Raw genomic sequence first — 20,048 nt, 5'->3', positions numbered from 1 at the left:
GATACCCGAGCCAATCGTACTTTACCTGCACAGGCGTCGGGTACGCTGATGCCCGATTGAGGCTGGAGGTCCACTTTCGCGACGAGTTTTTTGGGCTCATTGAATGCGGTATACGTGGTGTATTTAGTACCGTGTTCAGTAGGGGCGGTTTGCCAGTAACCCGTCATGCCTTCCTGCTGGGTCTCGGCCAATAGAAACTTGCACCCCACCGTTTTGCTAAATACCTTGTCCGAGCTGGCAATCTCAAAACAGTATTCGTATTTGAGAGGCGGCGGCTCGTTGGAGCGGTCAGGTTTTACCGGCTCAGGCACATAGGTGTCTTCGATATTGGTTGCCGCATGCGCACTGTGACTAGCACCGCCGGAGCCACTCGCGCTACCAACCGCACCGCCAGACTGATTGGCTCGGGCGGCAAGCGCTGAACGCATTTGTGGTGAGAGGGTCGTTTCAGTATCTGGCGAGAGAGACCAGATCCTATTCACGCTGTCATGCACCATCGCTGGGCGCGCTGGCGTATCAGTCAATAGTGCGACTTCACCACTACTCAGCGTTTCTTTAAATTGTGAAACGCTCACCCCATCGGGCATCACATTACCAAGGTCACGCTCATTCAGCGCCTCAATATCGCCCTCTACTTGACCGAACTCATAGGCCATGAGTTCAGTCAGTCTAACGAGTTTATACCCCACCGCATTGTCCGCCAGCCAATAATCATGGCGATGTATTCTACGCAATAGGCCAGATTTTTGGATAGGTTTGTTGTCATCGTTAGGTGAGCACTGGCTGAAGTGTGAAGTGCGTGCAAGAACGGATAACAGGAATAATCTCTCCCGCAGATTGCAACGTGGTGCAGTCCACCATGGAGGTTAAAATTGACGCTGATCGTGACAGGCGCCCGTTGGCATAGTGCATTATTGTTGACATCTTACCGGGGCTTGTGTCACCTACGCCAATGGAATCATCTGACGGCTTTACGCTCTTCCCGTATTTCGTAAGCGAAGCACTCTGTATTCAAAAATCCTGGATATCGCGTAGGTCGGCATAAGCGCCTTCTCGATCGCGCAAGCTTGGGGTGATTTCCGCCGCGCGCCCGTTGCCCGGCGCGGTGGTTAACGTTAAGTCCGATCGTAACAGGCGTCCAGGCAGCGTTTGCGTCATCATCTTGATCTACTCCCCAAAAAACTGCTTAATTGCGGTGATCATGCCTTGAGTGAGTTGGTGAAGTTGGTCGTCGCGGATGCAGTAGGGTGGCATCACATACACCAGTTTGCCGAAGGGGCGAACCCAAATGCCTTGGGCGGTCATTAAGGCTGAATATCGGCTAGATTCACCGGATCGGTCAGTTCTATCACGCCAATCGCGCCAAGTACGCGAACATCTGCCACACACTCCAGGGCGCGAGCAGGCGCTAAGCCTGTTTTCAGCTGTTGCTCGATATGCGCAACCGTCAGCGGCCAGTCACTTTCCAGCAAGGTATCAATGCTGGCGCAGGCCACAGCGCAGGCGAGTGGATTGCCCATAAAAGTGGGGCCGTGCATAAAACAGCCTGCATCACCGCTACAGACCGTATCGGCCACATGGCGGGTGGTTAGCGTGGCGGCCAAGGTCATGTAGCCGCCAGTCAGTGCTTTACCGACGCACATGATATCTGGCTGATCCCAGCATGGTCACAGGCAAATAGCTTACCGGTGCGGCCAAAGCCAGTCGCAATTTCATCCACAATCAGTAGCACGTCAAACTCGTCGCACAAAGCACGCACTTGACGCAGGTATTCGGGATGATAAAAGCGCATACCACCTGCGCCTTGCACGATGGGCTCTAAAATCACCGCGGCCAGTTGGTCATGGTGGGTGGAGAGTGCTTCGCGCATGGGCTGTATGTCGTTAGGATCCCACTCACCGTCAAAGCAGCTTTGTGGCGACGGCACAAAGTGATGCTGAGGCAGAAACCCTTTGTAGAGTTTGTGCATCGAATTATCAGGATCCGTCACCGACATGGCGGCGAACGTGTCGCCATGATAGCCATGACGCAAGGTTAAAAACTGCGCGCGCGATTCGCCGCGTCCCTGCCAATATTGCATCGCCATTTTAAGCGCTACTTCTACTGATACCGATCCTGAATCGGCCAAAAAGACTTGCGTGAGCGGGGCGGGTGAATGCGCGACCAAGCGTTCGCAAAGCGATACCGCGGGCTGGTGGGTGAGGCCGCCAAACATCACATGCGACATTTTATCGATTTGCTGATGCGCCGCCGCATTCAAAGCAGGGTGGTTGTAGCCATGAATCGCCGCCCACCAGGATGACATGCCATCAATTAGAACCGTCCCGTCCTCAAGATACAGCTCGGCACCGCTTGCGTGTGAGACAGGCAAGCAAGGCAAAGGATCGAGGGTTGAGGTGTAGGGATGCCAAATATGGTCGCGATCAAAGTGTGTGTTTGTGCTCATAAATAAATCAGATGTAAACCAGCGTGATTCCGTTGTGTTGACAGGTTAACGTCTGTGGGTAGACTAGCCAAGCATTAAAACGACAACAACGGGGAAAACCGCGTGGAAATCAGACACAACTGGACCGCACAAGACGTGCAAGCATTGTTCGATAAACCCTTTATGGATCTATTGTTTGAAGCGCAGCAAGTGCATCGTGAATATCATCCCGCCAACCAAGTGCAAGTGAGCACGCTGTTATCGATAAAAACCGGCGCGTGTCCAGAAGATTGCAAATACTGCCCGCAAAGCGCGCGGTATCGTACCGATGTTGAAAAAGAACGCCTGATGGAAGTTGAGCAGGTGCTAGAAGCGGCGCACAAAGCCAAAGCCTCAGGCGCGACACGCTTCTGCATGGGCGCGGCTTGGAAAAACCCCAAGCAACGCGACATGCCATACCTGCTCGATATGATCCAAGGGGTGAAAGGCTTAGGGTTAGAAACCTGCATGACACTGGGCATGTTGGATGACGAGCAAGCAAAAACGCTCTCTGAAGCGGGGCTGGATTACTACAACCATAACCTCGATACCTCGCCTGAGTTTTACGGCAACGTCATCACCACGCGTACCTATCAAGAGCGGCTCGACACCTTGTCCAACGTGCGAGAGGCAGGGATGAAAGTGTGTTCAGGCGGTATTATTGGCCTAGGGGAAAGCACGCGTGATCGCGCCGGTTTGTTGATGGAGCTGGCAAATATGCCGGCGCACCCAGAAAGCGTGCCAATCAATATGCTGGTCAAAGTAAAAGGCACACCGCTTGAGAACGTCGATGATGTCGACCCGTTCGATTTTGTCCGCATTATCGCGGTGGCGCGGATCATGATGCCCAAATCGGCGGTACGGCTCTCAGCGGGTCGTGAAGACATGAATGAGCAAATGCAAACATCTATGACTTTATGGCCGGGGCGAACTCGATCTTCTACGGCTGTAAGCTGTTGACCACACCAAACCCCGATGAAGATGCGGATATGCAGTTATTTAAAAAGCTGGGTATTAATCGTGAAGCGGTCAGCCAAAAGCCCGATCAAGTCACTGAGCACGACTTACTTGAGCAAGTGGCAGAGCGAGTGGCATCGCGCCCGCAAGAGGGTGATTTGTTCTACGATGCCAGTGTCTAAGCACGATGACTGATACAACATCAGCCCTGCTTCGTCGTTATCACGGCGAACTGGCGACGCGACAGCAACACGGCTTATGGCGGCAAAGTAGTGACAATGCCGTCGCCGAGTCATGGCGCAACTTTGCCGGTAATGATTATTTGGGCCTTGCGCAAGACCCGCGGCTGGTGAAAAAGGCGCAGCAGCACCTTGAACGTTGGGGTGTGGGCGCGACGGCGTCGCCGGTGGTGTCTGGTTTCACTGCCGCGCATCAATCTCTTTGTGACCAGCTGTGCGACTGGCTCGGTTACCCGCAAGCGATATTGTTTAACAGTGGTTTTGCCGCTAATCAGGCCTTGCTCTTTACGCTGTTAGGTAAAGACGATGCCTTGTTTCAAGACAAGCTCAACCATGCCTCCTTGATTGAGGCTGGCGTATTGAGCCCTGCCACGCAGCGCCGTTTTCGTCATAACGACATGGCACACCTTCGCCAACTGCTCGCGAAGCAAACCCAGTCTTCCGCATCGCTGATTGTCTCGGAAGGGGTATTCAGCATGGATGGCGATGTGTCGCCAACCGAAAGTCTTGCCACGATTGCCAACCAATCGGGCGCGCTCTGGGCTTTGGATGACGCGCATGGGATTGGCGTGTTAGGGCAAGAAGGCGAGGGCAGTATTAGTCGTGGTGCGCGGCCAGATATTTTAATCGTGACGTTTGGAAAAGCCTTGGGCGTTGCAGGGGCGGCAGTGCTGGCTTCTCCCACCATTATTGATTATTTGCGCCAGTTTGCTCGCCATTATGTGTATTCGACCGCTATGCCACCTGCGCAAGCGGCACTCATCGAGGATGCTATTCGGTTGGCACGAACAGAGCACTGGCGGCGAGAAACACTCAGCGCCCATGGCGAACAGTTAGCGCAAGGCCTCCGCGACTGGTTAGAGACGACGTCTACTTTCGAACCGCACGTTGGCAATAGGCAGCCCTTCCCTCAATTGCTCGCGACGCCTAGCCCCATTAAACCGCTGATTATCGGTGATTTAGCCGCGTTACAGCAGGTGAATCAGGCTATGATGAAGGCGCATATTCGGGTGGGGGCGATTCGGCCACCGACCATACCTGCTAACACCGCACGCCTGCGGATCAGCCTGTCGGCACAGCATCAAAAAACAGATATCACCGCACTGATTGAGGCGCTTAAGCCGGTATTAGCGAGCGATAAAGCGTGCGAGGTGACGCCATGACCGTCGCCGATAAACAGGCAATTGCCCGTGCGTTTGGTCGAGCCGCGCCCCATTATGATGACAGTGCGACGCTGCAGCGCCGTGTCGGCCATCGATTAATGGCATTGGCTGAGTCAGAGCGGAAAGCTATCCATCTCGACACCGTCTTAGACGTCGGCTGTGGCACCGGCTATTTTACCCAGCAGTGGATGACTCACGCCAAGACAGTGATTGGACTGGATCTCAGCGTCCCCATGCTTGCGACGGCAAAAGCGCGCTGCGGGGATGCCATGCTGGGTGTACAAGCAGATGCGGAGCATTTGCCGCTGGCCGATAACAGTGTCGAACTGGCATTTAGCTCGTTAGCGTTGCAATGGTGTGACGATTTGCACGTGCCATTGGCGGAGCTGAGTCGGGTCGTTAAACCCGGCGGGAAAATTCTTGTTTCGACACTGCTCACCGGATCCTTGTGTGAACTCGACAGCGCGTGGCAACAAGCATGCGGCACGTCACGGGTGAACCGCTTTATCACGTTGTCTGGGTTACAGCAGGCGACCCAACGCGCCGGGCTGATGCACGCAACCGTGTTGCAAGAAAGCGAACAACTGACCTTTGCCAACGCCCATGCGGTGATGAAAAGCCTGAAAGGCATTGGCGCCACCTATCGTCCGCAAGCTGCGGGGCAGCAAGGGCTGGCGACAAGAGCGCAGTTTAGCGCGGTGGAAAAGGCGTATCAGCGTTTTGCCTTAGCCGCCAATACCTTGCCTGCCACTTACCAAATTGGCTATATAGTGATTAACCACCATGCATGACAGTTACTTTATTACCGGCACCGACACCGAAGTCGGGAAAACTTACGTCACCGCGGCGCTGTTGCAAGCATTGATCGCAAGCGGTCATCAAGCGGTGGGCTATAAACCTGTCGCCGCCGGTGCTGATTTAGCGCCCGACTACCAACTAAATAGTGACGCTGTCACGTTACAGCGCGCCAGTGCTATTGAGTTGCCGTATTCCGCCATCAATCCAGTATTATTGGAAACGCCTTGTTCGCCCCACTGGGCGGCTGCGTTAGCAAACACACCCATTGATACTCAGGTACTTAGCCAAGGGCTAACGCACTTAAAAAAGCAGGCTAGCCCTGTATTAGTCGAAGGGGCCGGTGGTTGGCAAGTGCCACTGAGTGAGACTGAAACGCTTGCCGATTGGGTGGTTGTCCACCAACTGCCAGTGATCATGGTGGTGGGGATTAAACTTGGCTGTTTAAACCATGCTTTACTTACGGCAGAAGCCATTCGCGCCCGCGGGCTTACGTTAGCTGGATGGGTGGCAAACGCCGTTGATCCCAAAGTGCAGCACAGTGACGAAATGGTGCGTTATCTTGCTGCGCATTTAGATGCGCCTTGTCTGGGCGAATTGCCGTTTGATTATCGGGCCTCACCCGCACAACGGGCGAAACATCTCAATATTCGGTCTTTGTAAAAAACGCCTGTGTGTTGATTGCGCATGAAAAAAGCCAGCGCTGTGCTGGCTTTATGTTTTGTGTCGCTGTCCGCGTTATGGCTGTATCGAGAGGCGATTACTTCTGATCGCCTCGCACGCCCATTAAGCTTTGCTGTATCTCTGCCATTTGACGTGCCGCCGACGCATCATCTGACGCTAACCCCAGCTCTGAACAGGCTTCATCGAAGCTCATGCCGAGGTGACAGGTTAAGATGTCGATCGCGACGCGGTAGTTTTCTTGCTCTGCCATGGTCTCACTCCATTGATAACGCGTTGCAAGGATGACGCATGCAACAGTTAGTAATTAATACTGTCTGACTAGGATGCTTATATCTTGCGAAACCGCCTAGTTGATCTGGTAGTTTTAAACAGCTGGGTACAAATTAGCCTGACTCGAAGGGGAAGACAACTCGACCAAAGTCTATAGTCGTGGCTTTTTGTCTTTTTTATTGGCGTTTTCTGTACTGTTTACTTTTAACGCTTGAAGAATGTACCAAATATATATCTGAACGAGAGGTCACATTTTCTTTAGATTAGATGGGAATAACGTGCCACACTAACTGGTCAGAGCTCGATGGCGGCATCATTTTATTGGTAACAAAATGCATCAAAGGATTGTTTTTATCATGAATGCCCATACTATTTTCACCAATACAACAAGCAAGCGCTGAACACTGGGTTTACGCGACGGAGAGACACAATGAAACGCATAGGATTATTTCTTGCTACCAACTTTGCGGTACTGATTGTATTTAGCATTGTGCTAAATATTATTTATGCCGTGACGGGCATGCAGCCGGGGAGTTTGTCCGGACTGCTGGTGCTGGCGGCCGTCTTCGGTTTTGGTGGTTCGATTATTTCGCTACTGATGTCTAAATCAATGGCGCTTCGTTCTGTCGGCGCGCAAGTGATTGAGCATCCACGTAACGAAACCGAGCACTGGCTAATGAACACGGTGAGCCAACAAGCACAACGCGCGGGGATTGGCATGCCAACGGTCGCGATTTATAACTCACCAGACATTAACGCGTTTGCCACTGGCGCGAAGCGTAACGACTCTGTGGTCGCAGTATCCACCGGGTTAATGCAAAATATGACCCGCGATGAAGCCGAGGCTGTGTTAGCGCACGAAATCAGTCACATTGCCAATGGCGACATGATCACCATGACCTTGATGCAAGGTGTCGTGAATACTTTCGTGATCTTCATTTCGCGTGTGATCGCAGGGGCGGTCAGTGGCATGAACAGTGACGAAGAAGGTGAAGGTGGCGGTAACTGGATGATGTATTTCCTGATTTCGTCGGTGTTGGAAATCGTCTTCGGCATTCTGGCCAGTATCCTCACTATGTGGTTTAGCCGTCATCGTGAATTCCGTGCTGACGCCGGATCGGCGCAGCTGGTGGGCAAACAGAAAATGATTGCGGCTCTTGAGCGCTTAAAAGTGAGCCAAGAGCCAAAACTAGAAGGGTCGATGATGGCGTTCGGCATCAACGGCAAGAAAACACTGAGCGAGTTGTTTATGACGCACCCGCCGCTAGAAAAACGCATTGATGCATTGCGTCGCGGTGATCATTTGTAACGAGCGCGTTGTCACGCTAGATCACCGGCAGCATCACATCATGCTGGCGAGTGATGAATAATATGTTTAAGCGGCCTGCGGGTCGCTTTTTGTTTTCGGACGGCGAAGCACGATCACCTCACTGGCTAGGACTGCGCCTAAAACAATGAGCGCCATGGCACAGAGGGTTAACACACTGACCGTTTCGCCGAAAACCGGTATGGCAATCAATGCCGCGACAACCGGGGTAAATGCTCCTATTGCGGCACTCATCTCCGCGCCCAACCGGCGAATGGCAAAGGCATAGCTGTAGTTGGCAATAATCCCCACGCCCAAGCCTTGAGCAAGAATGTGATAGCCAAGTTCACCGAGTGGCGCTTGGAGTAGGTTAAACGAAATAAGCCACTCATTGCGCCCACTGGCAGCAGTAATACCGCCGATATCGCTAATACCGCACCGGCTTCCGCAGCACTTAATCCTGTCACGCGTACGCCAATGGTAAACCAGGCCCAACTGATACTCGCCGCCAGTAAAATGAGATGACCTTGGGTGATAGGCCAAGATGAAAAGAACAAGGAGTGCCATAAAAACGCGCCAATACCGAGCACAATCAAACTGATGCCTAACCGTCGTCCTATGGAGAGTGACTCCCCATAAACAGCCCAAGCAATGGCGGAGACAAACAGCGGTAAGATCCCTGGTATTAATGAGGCCCCGTCAGCCACAGGCGCAAACTGCATACCTGTGGCAGCCAGTAGATAAAACGGTAACCCTGCGCCAAAGGCAATCGCAAACAGATAACGTTTGGGGGCGGCGAAAATATGGCGCACTCGATAACGGCTCAACCAACCAAATAACAATGCGGCGGGCAAGAAGCGCAACAGGGCGATATCGCCGCTGGTTAATGCCGATTGGCTGGCCTGACGCAATGAAATAAATAAGCTGGCCAGATGGTCACGGTCAAGCCCATGGCAAGCATGCCCAATAAACGTTTTGAGGTGCAGGCATCATTAATCACTTCCTTGTCGATTCGTCATTTAAGTGTGACAGCGTAAAAGGAGAGATTGGTGGCAAAATAAAGGGTGATTTAAGTCAGAGTTAGCGATTATTATCTTTTAGTGTCTATAAATTAATGAAAATCCTCAAGGAGATGGTTTGGACAATAAAGACAAAGCGATTCTTGCGTTATTGCAGGATGATGCGCGCCGTACCATTGCTGAGATAGCCGATGCGGTTGGGCTGTCGTTTTCGCCGTGCGCAAGACGCATCAAAAAGCTCGAGGCTGATGGATCATTGCCTCATATCAGGTTACGCTGAATCGGCAGCGGATTGGGCTTAATATGACCTTTTTTGTCAATGTAAGCCTGAGTAACCACCGAGAAGAGGCGATTGTCACCTTCGAGCACGCGCTGGTGGAAATGGATGAAGTGATTAACGGCCATGTGATATCGGGCACGTACGACTATTTATTGGAAGTGGTCAGCCGGGATTTGCCACACTACGAAGCCTTTATGCGTCAGCTGCAAACCTTAGCCATGGTGAAAGATATCAATACCAATGTGGCGATTCGCGCGGTAAAACAAGGCGCAGCGCTCAAGATATAGCGCTGCGCCAGAGTCACACGATGGAAAAACGGCGAGAAACCGACAGCAAGTGGTTAGCTAAGGTGCTGGTTAACCCAGTCGCTGAACGCATTTTGTGGCAAGGCACCATTTAAAACATCAACCCGTTCGCCACTTTTAAACACCATCAACGTCGGAATACTGCGAATACGATATTGCGCCGCCAATGCTTGCTGGGCTTCGGTATCAATTTTCACAAAACGGGCACGGCCGGCTTCTTGCTCGGCCACCGCTTCAAAAGCGGGTGCAAAGCTCTGACAGGGCCCGCACCAGGTAGCCCAGAAATCGACCACAACTGGTTTGTCGCTCGTTAATAAAGCATCAAAGTTATCTGTGGTGCCTTCGATAGGCTTGCCATCGAGCAGGGCCGATTGACACTTCCCACATTTAGGAGCGTCGTTGACGCGTGCGTCAGGAATGCGGTTAGTTGCTTGGCAGTGGGGGCAACGCGAGGTAAGAGTCGTCATTGTGCGTCCTCGTTAAATGATTTACACCTAATATAAGCGCCTTGGAGTAACCGTCCAAGTCGAAATGATCAATCACTTAAATAGAAAAAGCCGATGACAGTATCACCGGCTCGTTTCCTTTTCCTTTTCCTTACCGCTGGCTAGCTGGCCCTGTTAAAGGCCATCAACCACGCCAAGGATCGCGCTGAGCATATCCCGACCAAATGCTTGGCTGCGCGCCGGTGACCAGCCAAAGTCTGGGTCCGGATGATCGTTATGATCTTTAAAGGGCATTTCGACCGTGTACGACAAGCACTTAAAGCGTTCACCAATCCAGTTTGATCCCACGGTCAAGTTCGCTTTACCGGGCGCGTCTTTGTCATAGCCGTGCTCGTCTTGGAATTCTGGTGTCACGGTAAGCAGCGCACGCTTAAACCTGTCTTCCAAGTCTGCCATGCGTGCATCATAAGAGGGGATCCCCTCACAGCCGGCGACAAAGTTATACGGTATCGCCTCATCACCATGAATATCTAAACACATTTTCACCCCTGTTTGCTCCATACGCTCGCGCACATGGTAGACCTCAGGCTGCGCTCAAGGGTTGGCGATTGCCATTCGCGGTTCAGGTTAGCCCCCACTGCGTTGGTACGTAGGTGACCGCGCACGCTGCCGTCGGGTTCATGTTCGGCACCACGTAAAAATCCGCTTTTTCGAGCAGCGCTCGTGCGGTGGTGTCGGTGTCGTCAAGCAATCGGTCGAGTAAACCTTCCATAAACCATTCAGCCATGCTTTCGCCAGGGTGCTGGCGGGCAATCAACCAAATGGGGGTTTTCGGCTGAGCTGACTCGCTTAAATCAGCGCGGATTTTTAATAAGCTAATATCACGACCGTCTAGAGTTTGTCCCAGCGTTTCGAGCTGGCACTGCGGATAGGTTTGCGCTTGGTGAATAAGATCCAAATGGCGTTCATAGCTATAAGGCGCGAAGTAGGCAAAGTACATCGAGCCATGTTGTGGCGTGACTTTAATTGTCAGGGTGTCACCATCGAACTCGGTTGGCACGCGGAACCAGGTATCACGGTCGTATGAAGCCACCGCTTGGTAATCTTTCCAGCCTTCAGGATAGGCTGACCCGGCGAGCTGTTGAATGTGCAGTGTATGAGCTTGGTCCACGTCCGCTTCTAAGCGAAAGTGGAACCACTGATAAAACTCAGATTGATTGTCATGATGAATGGCAAGCTGGATATTGTTGATGTCGCTATCATTCAGAACGCGGATATTCCCGCTATCGAACTGACTAAAAATACGCATAGAGCATCCTTTTTCTGTTGAAGGGCCAGCTGTGTTTGCGCCGGTAGGATAAGCCTTATTATTATATCCGCTTCTTCATGTTGCCTATTTGAGCAGACATTGGGCGTTTACGGGCTTATGCTGATTAATCTCAGTGATTATCTTGCCGTGCCTAAGGTGAGCTGGCAAGGTGCTATCAAGATTCAAGCGAACTCTCTAGCCTTTTGAACATAAAAAGGAGCCATTATGCACCTTCATGACCAGGCCCTACTCAAATCTCAGGCCTTAATCAATGGCCAATGGGTTGATGCCGATCATCAAAAAACGCGTTCAGTGACCAACCCAGCGAACGGCGAGTGCTTGGCAAACGTGCCAATATGGGGGCGGAGGAAACCAGCCGAGCAATTGATGCCGCTGACGCTGCCTTGCCCGAGTGGCGAGCGCTTACCGCCAAAGCACGCGCCGATATCCTCCAGCGTTGGTATCAGCTTATGCTCGAGCATACCGAAGATTTAGCCGCGATCATGACCGCCGAGCAGGGCAAACCGCTCAAAGAATCTGCCGGTGAAATCCAATACGCCGCCTCGTTTTTGCAATGGTTTGCCGAAGAGGCGAAGCGTGTTTATGGCGCAACCATTCCCGCCGAGCAAGCCGATAAACGCATCTCAGTGATTAAACAGCCCATAGGAGTGACGGCAGCCATCACGCCTTGGAATTTCCCCGCCCGCCATGATCACCCGCAAAGCGGCGGCCGCGCTCGCTGCTGGTTGTACCATGGTGGTCAAACCGGCCAGCGACACCCCGCTGTCTGCCTTGGCCTTAGGTGAGTTGGCCTTACGCGCGGGGGTGCCGGCAGGCGTGATCAGCATTGTCACCGGGACGGCGGGTCCGATTGCCGATACCTTATGTGCTGATGAGCGTGTGCGTAAGCTTTCTTTTACCGGCTCGACCGAAATTGGCGCGCAGCTAATGGAAAAATGTGCACCCAGCATTAAAAAGCTCTCGCTAGAGCTTGGTGGGAATGCGCCTTTCATTGTCTTTGACGACGCCGACATTGATGCCGCCGTGGAAGGGGCGATTGCCGCCAAATACCGCAATGCGGGGCAAACGTGCGTGTGCGTGAATCGAATTTACGTGCAATCGAGTATTTATGACGCGTTTGCTGAAAAATTCACGCAGGCAGTGAGCCAATTGCGCGTCGGGCAGGGTACTGACAGCAACGTTGACATCGGTCCGTTGATCAATCGTGGCGCCATCGATAAAGTGAAAGCACACCTGGATGATGCCAAGCAACACGGTGGCGAGGTTTTATTGGGGGGTGATTGCCCCGATTTGGGCGATAACTTCACCCAACCGGCAGTGATCAAACATGCCACCTCGGCGATGCGAATTGCCAAAGAAGAGACCTTTGGTCCGGTTGCCCCGCTATTTGCTTTTGAAGACGAAGCGGAAGCCATCGCCATGGCTAACGACACCGAATTTGGCTTAGCCTCGTATTTTTATGCCCGTGACATTAGCCGCGTACACCGTGTCGCCGAAGCGCTGGAATATGGCATGGTAGGCATCAACACTGGCTCATTTCAACCGCGGTGGCACCGTTCGGTGGGGTAAAACAATCGGGCTTAGGACGCGAAGGGTCACAATGGGGCTTGGATGAATACCTCGAAATGAAGTACCTGTGTTTGGCGTTGTAACCATGGACCGCGATAATCATGCACGCCAAGCGTGTACACCCGGTGTGAAAAATTACTGACACATCATCAAGACGTCACGAGGATTATTGCCGCGAGACTGATCAGATTGTCGCCGTTTTGGCGACGATCTCGCCAGTTAAGTCGTTTTTCATCAGCTTAATGTATGAATATTTGTGATTCGATACATCTGCTCTGTTGTTGCCTTTTCATCCGTGGTAAAAAGTAAGAAAGATGCGTAAGACAAGTCCAACCGTTGCGTTCACGCAGCATGTTGGCGAACCAAACCAAGTGGAGATACAAGTTTGATCAATGTTTTTCTTGTAGATGATCACGAGCTGGTTCGCACAGGGATTCGACGTCTTTTAGAAGACGTTCGTGGCATAAAAGTGGTAGGGGAAGCCGACAGCGGTGAAGCCGCACTCAAGTGGTGCCGGCAAAATCACGCCGATATTGTCCTGATGGACATGAATATGCCAGGTATCGGTGGGTTGGAAGCCACACGTAAGTTGCTTCGTTACTCGCCAGACGCCAAAATTATTGTGCTCACGATTCATACTGAAAACCCGTTTCCAACCAAGGTGATGCAAGCCGGTGCCGCCGGGTATCTCACCAAGGGAGCTGGGGCCGATGAAGTGGTGAATGCGATCCGAATGGTGAACAGTGGCCAACGCTACATTTCACCCGACATTGCCCAGCAAATGGCGCTGAGTCAGTTCTCTGCATCTTCTGATAACCCTTTCAAAGAGCTGTCAGAGCGCGAATTGCAGATCATGTTAATGATCACCAAAGGGCAAAAAGTGACCGATATTTCAGAGCAGCTAAGCCTGAGCCCGAAGACGGTAAACAGTTACCGCTATCGCTTATTTAGCAAACTGGATATCAATGGTGATGTGGAGCTAACCCACCTTGCTATTCGTCATGGTATGTTAGATACCGAAAGCCTTTAAAGCGAAGTCAAGCAGTACGAGATCGCGCAGTGCCAAACACCTTTGATGCCAAGAGTTTTCTTAAAACTGTGCCTCACCAGCCAGGCGTTTATCGCATGATGAACGCCGCAGGTGAGATCATCTATGTGGGTAAAGCCAAAGATCTCAGTAAGCGGTTAGCCAGTTACTTCCGGCTTCAGGTATCGAGCGAGAAAACTAAAGCACTCGTCCGTCATATTGCCGACGTGGAAGTGACAGTCACTCACACTGAAACCGAAGCGTTAATTCTTGAGCACAACCTGATCAAGCAGCATCGTCCGAAATACAACGTCTTGTTGCGTGATGATAAAACCTATCCTTACATCTACCTCAGTGGTCATGATCACCCTAGGCTGGCGATCCATCGCGGCGCGAAAAAGAAAAAGGGCGAATATTTTGGCCCGTTCCCCGATGCCAACGCGGTACGTAAAAGCTTGCACCTACTGCAAAAGATTTTTCCAGTGCGGCAGTGTGAAGACTCGGTATATGCCAACCGCAGCCGTCCGTGTTTAATGTATCAAATTGGCCGTTGTGCCGGGCCGTGTGTGTCTGGACTGATCAGCGATGAAGACTATGCTGAGCAGGTCAATTTTGCCCGCTTATTCTTGCAAGGTAAAAATCGTGAAGTCATTGATGCCTTAGTCGAGAAAATGGAAGTCGCGAGTCAGCAACTGCAATTTGAAAAAGCCGCCGAGTACCGCGATCAAATCCAAGCGTTGCGGCGCGTGCAAGAGCAGCAATTTGTGTCGCAAGACAGTGATGATGATCTAGATGTGATTGGTTTTGCGGTCGAAAATGGCGTGGCCTGTATCCATGTGCTTTTTTTGCGTCAAGGCAAAGTGCTTGGCAGTCGTAGCCATTTCCCCAAGATGCCTGCCGAAACCGAGCCGGGTGAAGTGGTGTCGAGTTTTGTCAGTCAGTTTTATCTGGCACAAGCAGAGGGGCGCACGATTCCAAGCCATATTTTGATTTCCGACGATATTGGCGATGATCTTGGCTGGCTATCCAATACCCTGAGTGAAATTGCCGGGCGCAACGTCCAGCTGCAAAGTCGGCCAAGGGCGCAAGAGCGCGTTTCTTGAAACTCGCCAACACCAATGCGCGAACGGCATTGACCAGCAAAATCAATCATCGGATGACCATTCAGCACCGTTATCAGGCGCTACAAGAAACTTTGGGCTTGGAGCCGGTTAAACGGATGGAGTGTTTTGATATTAGCCACACCATGGGGGAAAAAACGGTCGCGTCGTGTGTGGTATTCAATCAAGAAGGGCCACTAAAAAAAGAGTACCGCCGTTACAACATTGAAGGGATCACCGGCGGTGATGACTATGCGGCGATGGCGCAAGTGCTGACGCGTCGGTATAGTAAACAAGTTGAGCCGGAAAAAATCCCTGATATTATCGTGATTGACGGCGGTAAAGGGCAGCTCAATCGCGCCTGGGAAGTGCTAGAGCCTTTAATTGCCGACTGGCCGATTAACCCGCTGATATTAGGCGTGGCAAAAGGCACCAGCCGTCGGCCTGGGCTAGAAACCTTGATTAAGGTCTCGGGCGAAGAATTTTCGCTGCCGTCCGACTCGCCAGCCTTGCACCTGATTCAACATATTCGTGATGAAAGCCATGATCACGCGATTGCCGGACACCGTGCTGCACGAGGCAAAGCACGGAAGCAGAGTGTACTCACACAAATCGAGGGGATTGGCCCTAAACGCCGCCAAGCACTACTCAAATACCTCGGCGGGCTTCAAGAGCTGAAAAACGCCAGTGTCGAAGAAATCGCCAAAGTGCCAGGCATTAGCGCCACATTGGCAGAGAAAATTCATTCCTCATTGCAAGGTTAGTGGCAATGGGGCACCATAACCCGGTTACTCCTAAAATAAAAAGCTGAGCATGCGTCTAAATATACCTACCATTTTGACCTTTTTGCGCATTGCGCTGATCCCGGTCTTTGTTGTTGCTTATTATCTTCCCTACGCGTGGGCGCCGTTTGCAGCGGCACTGATTTTTATCATCGCGGGGGGCAACCGATTGGTTAGATGGCTATTTAGCGCGCCGTCTTAAACAATCCACTCGATTTGGCGCCTTTTTAGATCCGGTCGCCGACAAAGTCATGGTGCGATTGCCATGGTGTTGATTGTCGAGCACTACGCGTCTATTTGGGTCACGATTCCCGCCGCCACTATGATCGCGCGCGAAGTGATTATATCGGCACTGAGAGAGTGGATGGCCGAAATCGGTAAACGTGCCAGCGTTGCAGTCTCGTGGGTCGGTAAGTTTAAAACCGGCTCGCAAATGTTCGCGCTCACCATGCTGCTCTGGCATGGCGCCCCGTGGATTGAATGGTTAGGGTATATTGCCTTGTATGTCGCAGCGGGCTTAACGTACTGGTCGATGTACCAATACATGATGGCAGCCAAAGACGATTTGCTGGCCGATCCGGATGGCGACTAAGCCCTAACGACTGGTATCACAAACGCATAAGCGAAAGAAAAACGCTCGACAGCTCATAACAAAAAACGCAGCCCGTTAAGGCTGCGTTTTGTCGTTTTGGGTTAGTCAGTGACGGTGTCAGTTAGTTACCGTATCAGGCGGCTATCGTTTAGCGTTTGGGCAGGGTTAACACAAACGCCGCGCCTTGCAACGCAGACTCGGTGACATGAATATTTCCATCGTAACTGGCAATAATCTCATCACAGACCGCTAAACCAATGCCCGTACCCGGGTTCAGTTGATCGGCGCGCACTCCGCGTTGGAAAATGCTTTCGCGATAGCACTCCGGCACCCCAGGGCCATCATCCTCAATGGTAAGCTGCCACACCTCGCCTTGGTCGTCTAAGCGCACTGTCACCTGTTCAAGGCAGAAGCGATAGGCGTTTTCCAATAAGTTACCGAGTAGCTCCATCAAATCACTATGATGAATCGGCAACGAAGCGTGGGGATCAAATGCTTGCACCACGGTAACGGGCTTATCGCGATAGGCTTTATCTAGCATGCCCGTCAGGCTCTCAATGGGCGCCGCTAATGGGCTATCTTCGCGTTTCAGGCCACATTGCCCCACTAACGCGCGTTTTAGCTGATACTGCACCATGTCATCCATTTGGCTAACTTGCTCCAGTATCCGTTTGTTCAGTGCTTCACGCGATAAGCTATTGTCGTCTAACAAGGCGTTGGTGGCCGATAGGCGCGTTTTCAAGCTATGGGCTAGATCATCCATCGCATGGCGATAGCGGGTTTTTTGCTTCTCACGTTGAGTGATCATTCGATTAAGCGCTTGGGTCACATCCTGCAGCTCATCAGGATAGTCATCGTCCAAGGTTTTTTGCCGTGATTCAGTAATCGCAATCAGCTCTTGTGCTAATCGGCGCAGCGGAGAAAAACTCCAATGGCAGGCAGCGATTACCATCGCAGAGGCCGAAAGAAACAGCAAACTGATATAAAACCAGGTCTCCGTCTCTAAATCGGCTAACTGTTGTTTCTGTATATCCACGTTGCGCAGCACAAACAAACGGTTGTTACTGTCGCCCGGTTGCCGGTCTGACGATAACTGCTGTGCAACCACATTAAAACCGGCAATAGACAGATATTGTGGCTTTTTCGCTTGTTGAGGAAACAGGGTACAAATGTCATCAATATCAAACGCACGCACATCGCGAGAGGCCCACAGCGTGTGGTTGTCTGGGGAGCACAGCACAGACATATAATCAGAGCTGGACGGATCGAGAGATTGGATCCAGGCCGTGAGATCATTGGCACGAATCAATCCATCTTTACTCAGTTGTGCCATCACCATTGGGATTTGAGAGGCCAGATCCCGTGAGTAAGCGGCCATCGAGCTTTGCTGATAAAGCTTATTAATTAAAGCAGCTAGGGCGATAGAAAAAACCAGTATGATACCGATAGAGGTTGCAAGCACCCGTGTGCGTAATCTTGGTCGACAACGATACAAGGTCAGTTGGCCTAGTTTCATGATTCACTCAGCTTGAATTTCAAAAAGATATCCTTGACCTCGTACAGTTGAGATCGGGTTGCTATGGCCAGTTTGGAGCAGTTTTTTGCGCAGACGACTGATCATCACCTCAATGGTATTCGGATCGCCATCTTGATCGTGATAAAGCACATCGAGCAAGCGCTGCTTAGAAATAACCTCACGGCTATGACGCATCAAATACTCAAATAAATCATACTCAAACGCGGTTAACTCAAGCGGCTGCCCGTTCACTGTGACCGCTTTGGCTAATAAATCCAGTTCAATATCTCCGGCGGTGATCGTGGGTTTCACAAATCCGGCACTACGGCGCACCAAGGCATTGAGGCGGGCAACCAGCTCTGGCTTTTGAAACGGCTTAACCAAGTAATCGTCCGCGCCCGCATCCAGCCCCGTGACCTTATCTTGCCAGTTCGCCCGTGCCGTGAGCACCAAAATAGGCAGGCGCAAGCCTTTGGCGCGAATATCACGAATCAAGCTGATCCCATCTCTATCTGGTAGGCCTAAATCAACAATCGCGATATCGTTGGGGTATTGATCGGCAAAATACAGCCCTTCACTTGCGGTATTGGCACAGCGAACATGGTGTCCGAGTTCAGTGAGCTCAGTGTTTAGGTGATGACTTAATATAGAGTCATCTTCAATAATCAATACCTGCATAAAAGCCTCTTTAAACAAAAAAGCGCCCATGGTTGGACGCATTGATTATAAGTTTTGTTGGCTGAATTGTGCCTGACGCTGCGTCGTTCTCTTCGACGGGTTACACCAAAATTATCATTAAGGTACCGGCGAGTGTCAGGATCACGTTGGCAATGGCATAAGTGCCCGCGTAACCCAGTGCAGGAATAGTACTGCGCGCATGCTCGTTAATCATATCCATGGCCGGCGCACAGGTGCGCGCACCAATAATTGCACCAAACAACAAGGCGCGGTTCATTTTAAGCACATAAGCGCCCACTAGGTACGCAATAATCACGGGGATCACGCTAATCACAATACTAGCAAAGATCACCGAAAAGCCCATGTCGGCAATGTATTCAAAAAGCCGGCTACCGGCACTCAGACCAATCCCGGCCATAAAGGTCATCAAGCCTAAATCTTTGACCATATTCAGCGCCCCTTGCGGCACATAACCAAAGGTAGGGTGGTTGGCGCGTAAAAAGCCAGGCTGATCCCCGCCAATAACAAACCTGCTGCATTACCGAGCCCAAAGGTCACTTGGCCAAAGGTGAGGGTGATCATCCCCAATCCCAGCCCCAAAATAAAGAAGCAACAAAACGCGAGCAAATCGGACATTTGGCTATGAATCGAAATAAAACCAATCCGATCAGCCAGCCCTTTGACCCGGCTTTTCTCGCCACTGATTTGCAGCACATCGCCTTTGTTAAGAATAATGCCTTGGTCCATCGGCATCTCAACTTGTGCGCGCACCACGCGGTTTAAAAAGCAGCCATATTCCGACAAGCTGAGGTCGGAGAGCTTTTTTTGCGCCACGCTGTCGTTTTTCACCACGATTTCTTCCTCGACAATGCGCAAATCGAGCAAGTCACGATCAAACACTTCTTTGCCGTTTCTAAAACTAGGATCGAGACGCGCATGACTGTCTGGATAACCGACCAGGGCGATTTCGTCCCCTTGCTGCAAAATGGCATCGCCATCGGGGTTAGCAAGAATGCCATTACGACGAATCCGCTCGATATAACAGCCCGTTTGGCGATAAATACCCAGCTCACGTAGATTCCGGCCATCAATCCAGTCAATCAGCTCTGGGCCGACCCGGTAAGCGCGAATAATGGGTAAATACACCTTGCGCTGTGATTCACTGCCTAAGCCTCGCTCAATGGCTATTTGCTGGGCAGAGTGCTCAAGGTTATGGCGTTGTAGCTTAGGCATTAACTTGGCAAGCACAATCAAGCTCACCAGGCCGGTGAGGTAAGCCATGGCATAGCCAACACTGAGATTATCGATCATCATCCAGTTGTTCGCCACTCCACGCCGATTAACCCCGAGTTAACGGCATTACGTTTGACACCCATTTGCACTACCGAACTGCCGGGTGTGTCGGCCCCGGTCAAGTCACCGCCATGCATGGTGTGGTACATCACTGACCACTTCGATGACCTTTGAAAAGCTAAAAAACATCCACCCGAACTGGCCCCCATTAGGAAGGAAGGGCCTGAAGGAAC

13 protein-coding genes and 9 pseudogenes are annotated in these 20,048 nt (G+C 51.6%); 10 read left to right on the top strand and 12 right to left on the bottom strand.

Annotated features, from left to right (window positions below):
• The 3 genes and pseudogenes from DZ54_RS18955 to bioA all read right to left on the bottom strand — a co-directional run.
• Positions 1-734, bottom strand: a pseudogene (locus DZ54_RS18955) (hypothetical protein); the annotation flags it as partial.
• 277 nt (positions 735-1,011) lie between these two features.
• Complete coding sequence (locus tag DZ54_RS25170) at positions 1,012-1,161, bottom strand: hypothetical protein (RefSeq protein WP_164831553.1); 150 nt, start codon at positions 1,159-1,161, stop codon at positions 1,012-1,014.
• A gap of 6 nt (positions 1,162-1,167) precedes the next feature.
• Positions 1,168-2,446 (bottom strand): annotated as a pseudogene (bioA, locus tag DZ54_RS18950) (adenosylmethionine--8-amino-7-oxononanoate transaminase).
• 102 nt (positions 2,447-2,548) lie between these two features.
• Here bioA and bioB point away from each other — a divergent pair.
• The 4 genes and pseudogenes from bioB to bioD all read left to right on the top strand — a co-directional run bounded on the left by bioB (position 2,549) and on the right by bioD (position 6,281).
• A pseudogene (bioB, locus tag DZ54_RS18945) lies at positions 2,549-3,603 on the top strand (biotin synthase BioB).
• Positions 3,604-3,608: 5 nt separating this feature from the next.
• Positions 3,609-4,823 (top strand): aminotransferase class I/II-fold pyridoxal phosphate-dependent enzyme, encoded by a 1,215-nt coding sequence (locus DZ54_RS0104050; protein WP_025673174.1) that lies wholly within the window; start codon positions 3,609-3,611, stop codon positions 4,821-4,823.
• A complete protein-coding gene (bioC, locus tag DZ54_RS0104045) occupies positions 4,820-5,614 on the top strand; it encodes a malonyl-ACP O-methyltransferase BioC (protein ID WP_025673173.1) in 795 nt (264 codons plus the stop codon). Before DZ54_RS0104050 ends, bioC begins: the two co-directional genes overlap by 4 nt.
• Positions 5,607-6,281 carry a dethiobiotin synthase gene (gene bioD, locus DZ54_RS0104040; protein WP_025673172.1) on the top strand — a complete coding sequence of 225 codons (675 nt, stop codon included), beginning with the start codon at positions 5,607-5,609 and terminating at the stop codon, positions 6,279-6,281. Before bioC ends, bioD begins: the two co-directional genes overlap by 8 nt.
• A gap of 97 nt (positions 6,282-6,378) precedes the next feature.
• Here the strand turns inward: bioD and DZ54_RS25165 are convergent, their stop codons facing one another.
• Positions 6,379-6,552, bottom strand: coding sequence for a hypothetical protein (locus tag DZ54_RS25165; protein WP_021024399.1), 174 nt, complete (start codon positions 6,550-6,552; stop codon positions 6,379-6,381).
• Between the two features lie 450 nt (positions 6,553-7,002).
• Here DZ54_RS25165 and htpX point away from each other — a divergent pair, with 450 nt between their 5' ends.
• A complete protein-coding gene (htpX, locus tag DZ54_RS0104030; protein ID WP_025673171.1) occupies positions 7,003-7,881 on the top strand; it encodes a protease HtpX in 879 nt (292 codons plus the stop codon).
• Between the two features lie 66 nt (positions 7,882-7,947).
• Here htpX and DZ54_RS25810 read toward each other — a convergent pair whose 3' ends face one another.
• Both DZ54_RS25810 and DZ54_RS18940 read right to left on the bottom strand, forming a co-directional pair.
• Positions 7,948-8,190 carry an EamA family transporter gene (locus DZ54_RS25810; protein WP_240472681.1) on the bottom strand — a complete coding sequence of 81 codons (243 nt, stop codon included), beginning with the start codon at positions 8,188-8,190 and terminating at the stop codon, positions 7,948-7,950.
• Positions 8,130-8,789 carry an EamA family transporter gene (locus DZ54_RS18940; RefSeq protein ID WP_051415913.1) on the bottom strand — a complete coding sequence of 220 codons (660 nt, stop codon included), beginning with the start codon at positions 8,787-8,789 and terminating at the stop codon, positions 8,130-8,132. The genes DZ54_RS25810 and DZ54_RS18940 overlap by 61 nt, the downstream gene beginning before the upstream one ends.
• A 226-nt stretch (positions 8,790-9,015) precedes the next feature.
• Between DZ54_RS18940 and DZ54_RS18935 the strand changes: the two are divergent.
• A pseudogene (locus DZ54_RS18935) lies at positions 9,016-9,464 on the top strand (Lrp/AsnC family transcriptional regulator).
• A 53-nt stretch (positions 9,465-9,517) separates the two neighbouring features.
• Here DZ54_RS18935 and trxC read toward each other — a convergent pair.
• Both trxC and DZ54_RS18930 read right to left on the bottom strand, forming a co-directional pair.
• Entirely contained in the window at positions 9,518-9,949 is a 432-nt protein-coding gene (trxC, locus tag DZ54_RS0104015; protein WP_025673170.1) for a thioredoxin TrxC, read from the bottom strand.
• 153 nt (positions 9,950-10,102) lie between these two features.
• A pseudogene (locus DZ54_RS18930) lies at positions 10,103-11,237 on the bottom strand (M14 family metallopeptidase).
• Positions 11,238-11,462: 225 nt separating this feature from the next.
• Between DZ54_RS18930 and DZ54_RS18925 the strand changes: the two are divergent.
• From DZ54_RS18925 to pgsA, 4 genes and pseudogenes are all read left to right on the top strand, one after another.
• Positions 11,463-12,910 (top strand): annotated as a pseudogene (locus tag DZ54_RS18925) (NAD-dependent succinate-semialdehyde dehydrogenase).
• 302 nt (positions 12,911-13,212) lie between these two features.
• Positions 13,213-13,857: a UvrY/SirA/GacA family response regulator transcription factor gene (gene uvrY / locus DZ54_RS0104000; RefSeq protein ID WP_025673169.1), complete on the top strand. Its 645-nt coding sequence runs from the start codon at positions 13,213-13,215 to the stop codon at positions 13,855-13,857.
• 95 nt (positions 13,858-13,952) lie between these two features.
• A pseudogene (uvrC, locus tag DZ54_RS18920) lies at positions 13,953-15,718 on the top strand (excinuclease ABC subunit UvrC).
• Positions 15,719-15,767: 49 nt separating this feature from the next.
• Positions 15,768-16,328, top strand: a pseudogene (gene pgsA / locus DZ54_RS18915) (CDP-diacylglycerol--glycerol-3-phosphate 3-phosphatidyltransferase).
• Positions 16,329-16,476: 148 nt separating this feature from the next.
• Here pgsA and DZ54_RS0103985 read toward each other — a convergent pair.
• From DZ54_RS0103985 to DZ54_RS27315, 4 genes and pseudogenes are all read right to left on the bottom strand, one after another.
• A complete protein-coding gene (locus DZ54_RS0103985; RefSeq protein ID WP_025673168.1) occupies positions 16,477-17,844 on the bottom strand; it encodes an ATP-binding protein in 1,368 nt (455 codons plus the stop codon).
• A 3-nt stretch (positions 17,845-17,847) separates the two neighbouring features.
• On the bottom strand, positions 17,848-18,522 hold the full coding sequence (locus DZ54_RS0103980) for a response regulator (protein ID WP_025673167.1): 675 nt from the start codon (positions 18,520-18,522) through the stop codon (positions 17,848-17,850).
• A gap of 100 nt (positions 18,523-18,622) precedes the next feature.
• A pseudogene (locus DZ54_RS18910) lies at positions 18,623-19,836 on the bottom strand (aspartate:alanine antiporter); the annotation flags it as partial.
• Positions 19,833-20,048 (bottom strand): hypothetical protein (locus DZ54_RS27315; protein ID WP_420804828.1); only part of this gene is annotated, 216 nt, incomplete at its 5' end. The gene DZ54_RS27315 and the pseudogene DZ54_RS18910, both read right to left, overlap by 4 nt.

Origin of the sequence: Salinivibrio socompensis S35 (genome assembly GCF_000513715.1) — a bacterium.
Taxonomy (GTDB): domain Bacteria; phylum Pseudomonadota; class Gammaproteobacteria; order Enterobacterales; family Vibrionaceae; genus Salinivibrio; species Salinivibrio socompensis.
This window is presented reverse-complemented; position numbering and strand designations above follow the sequence as displayed.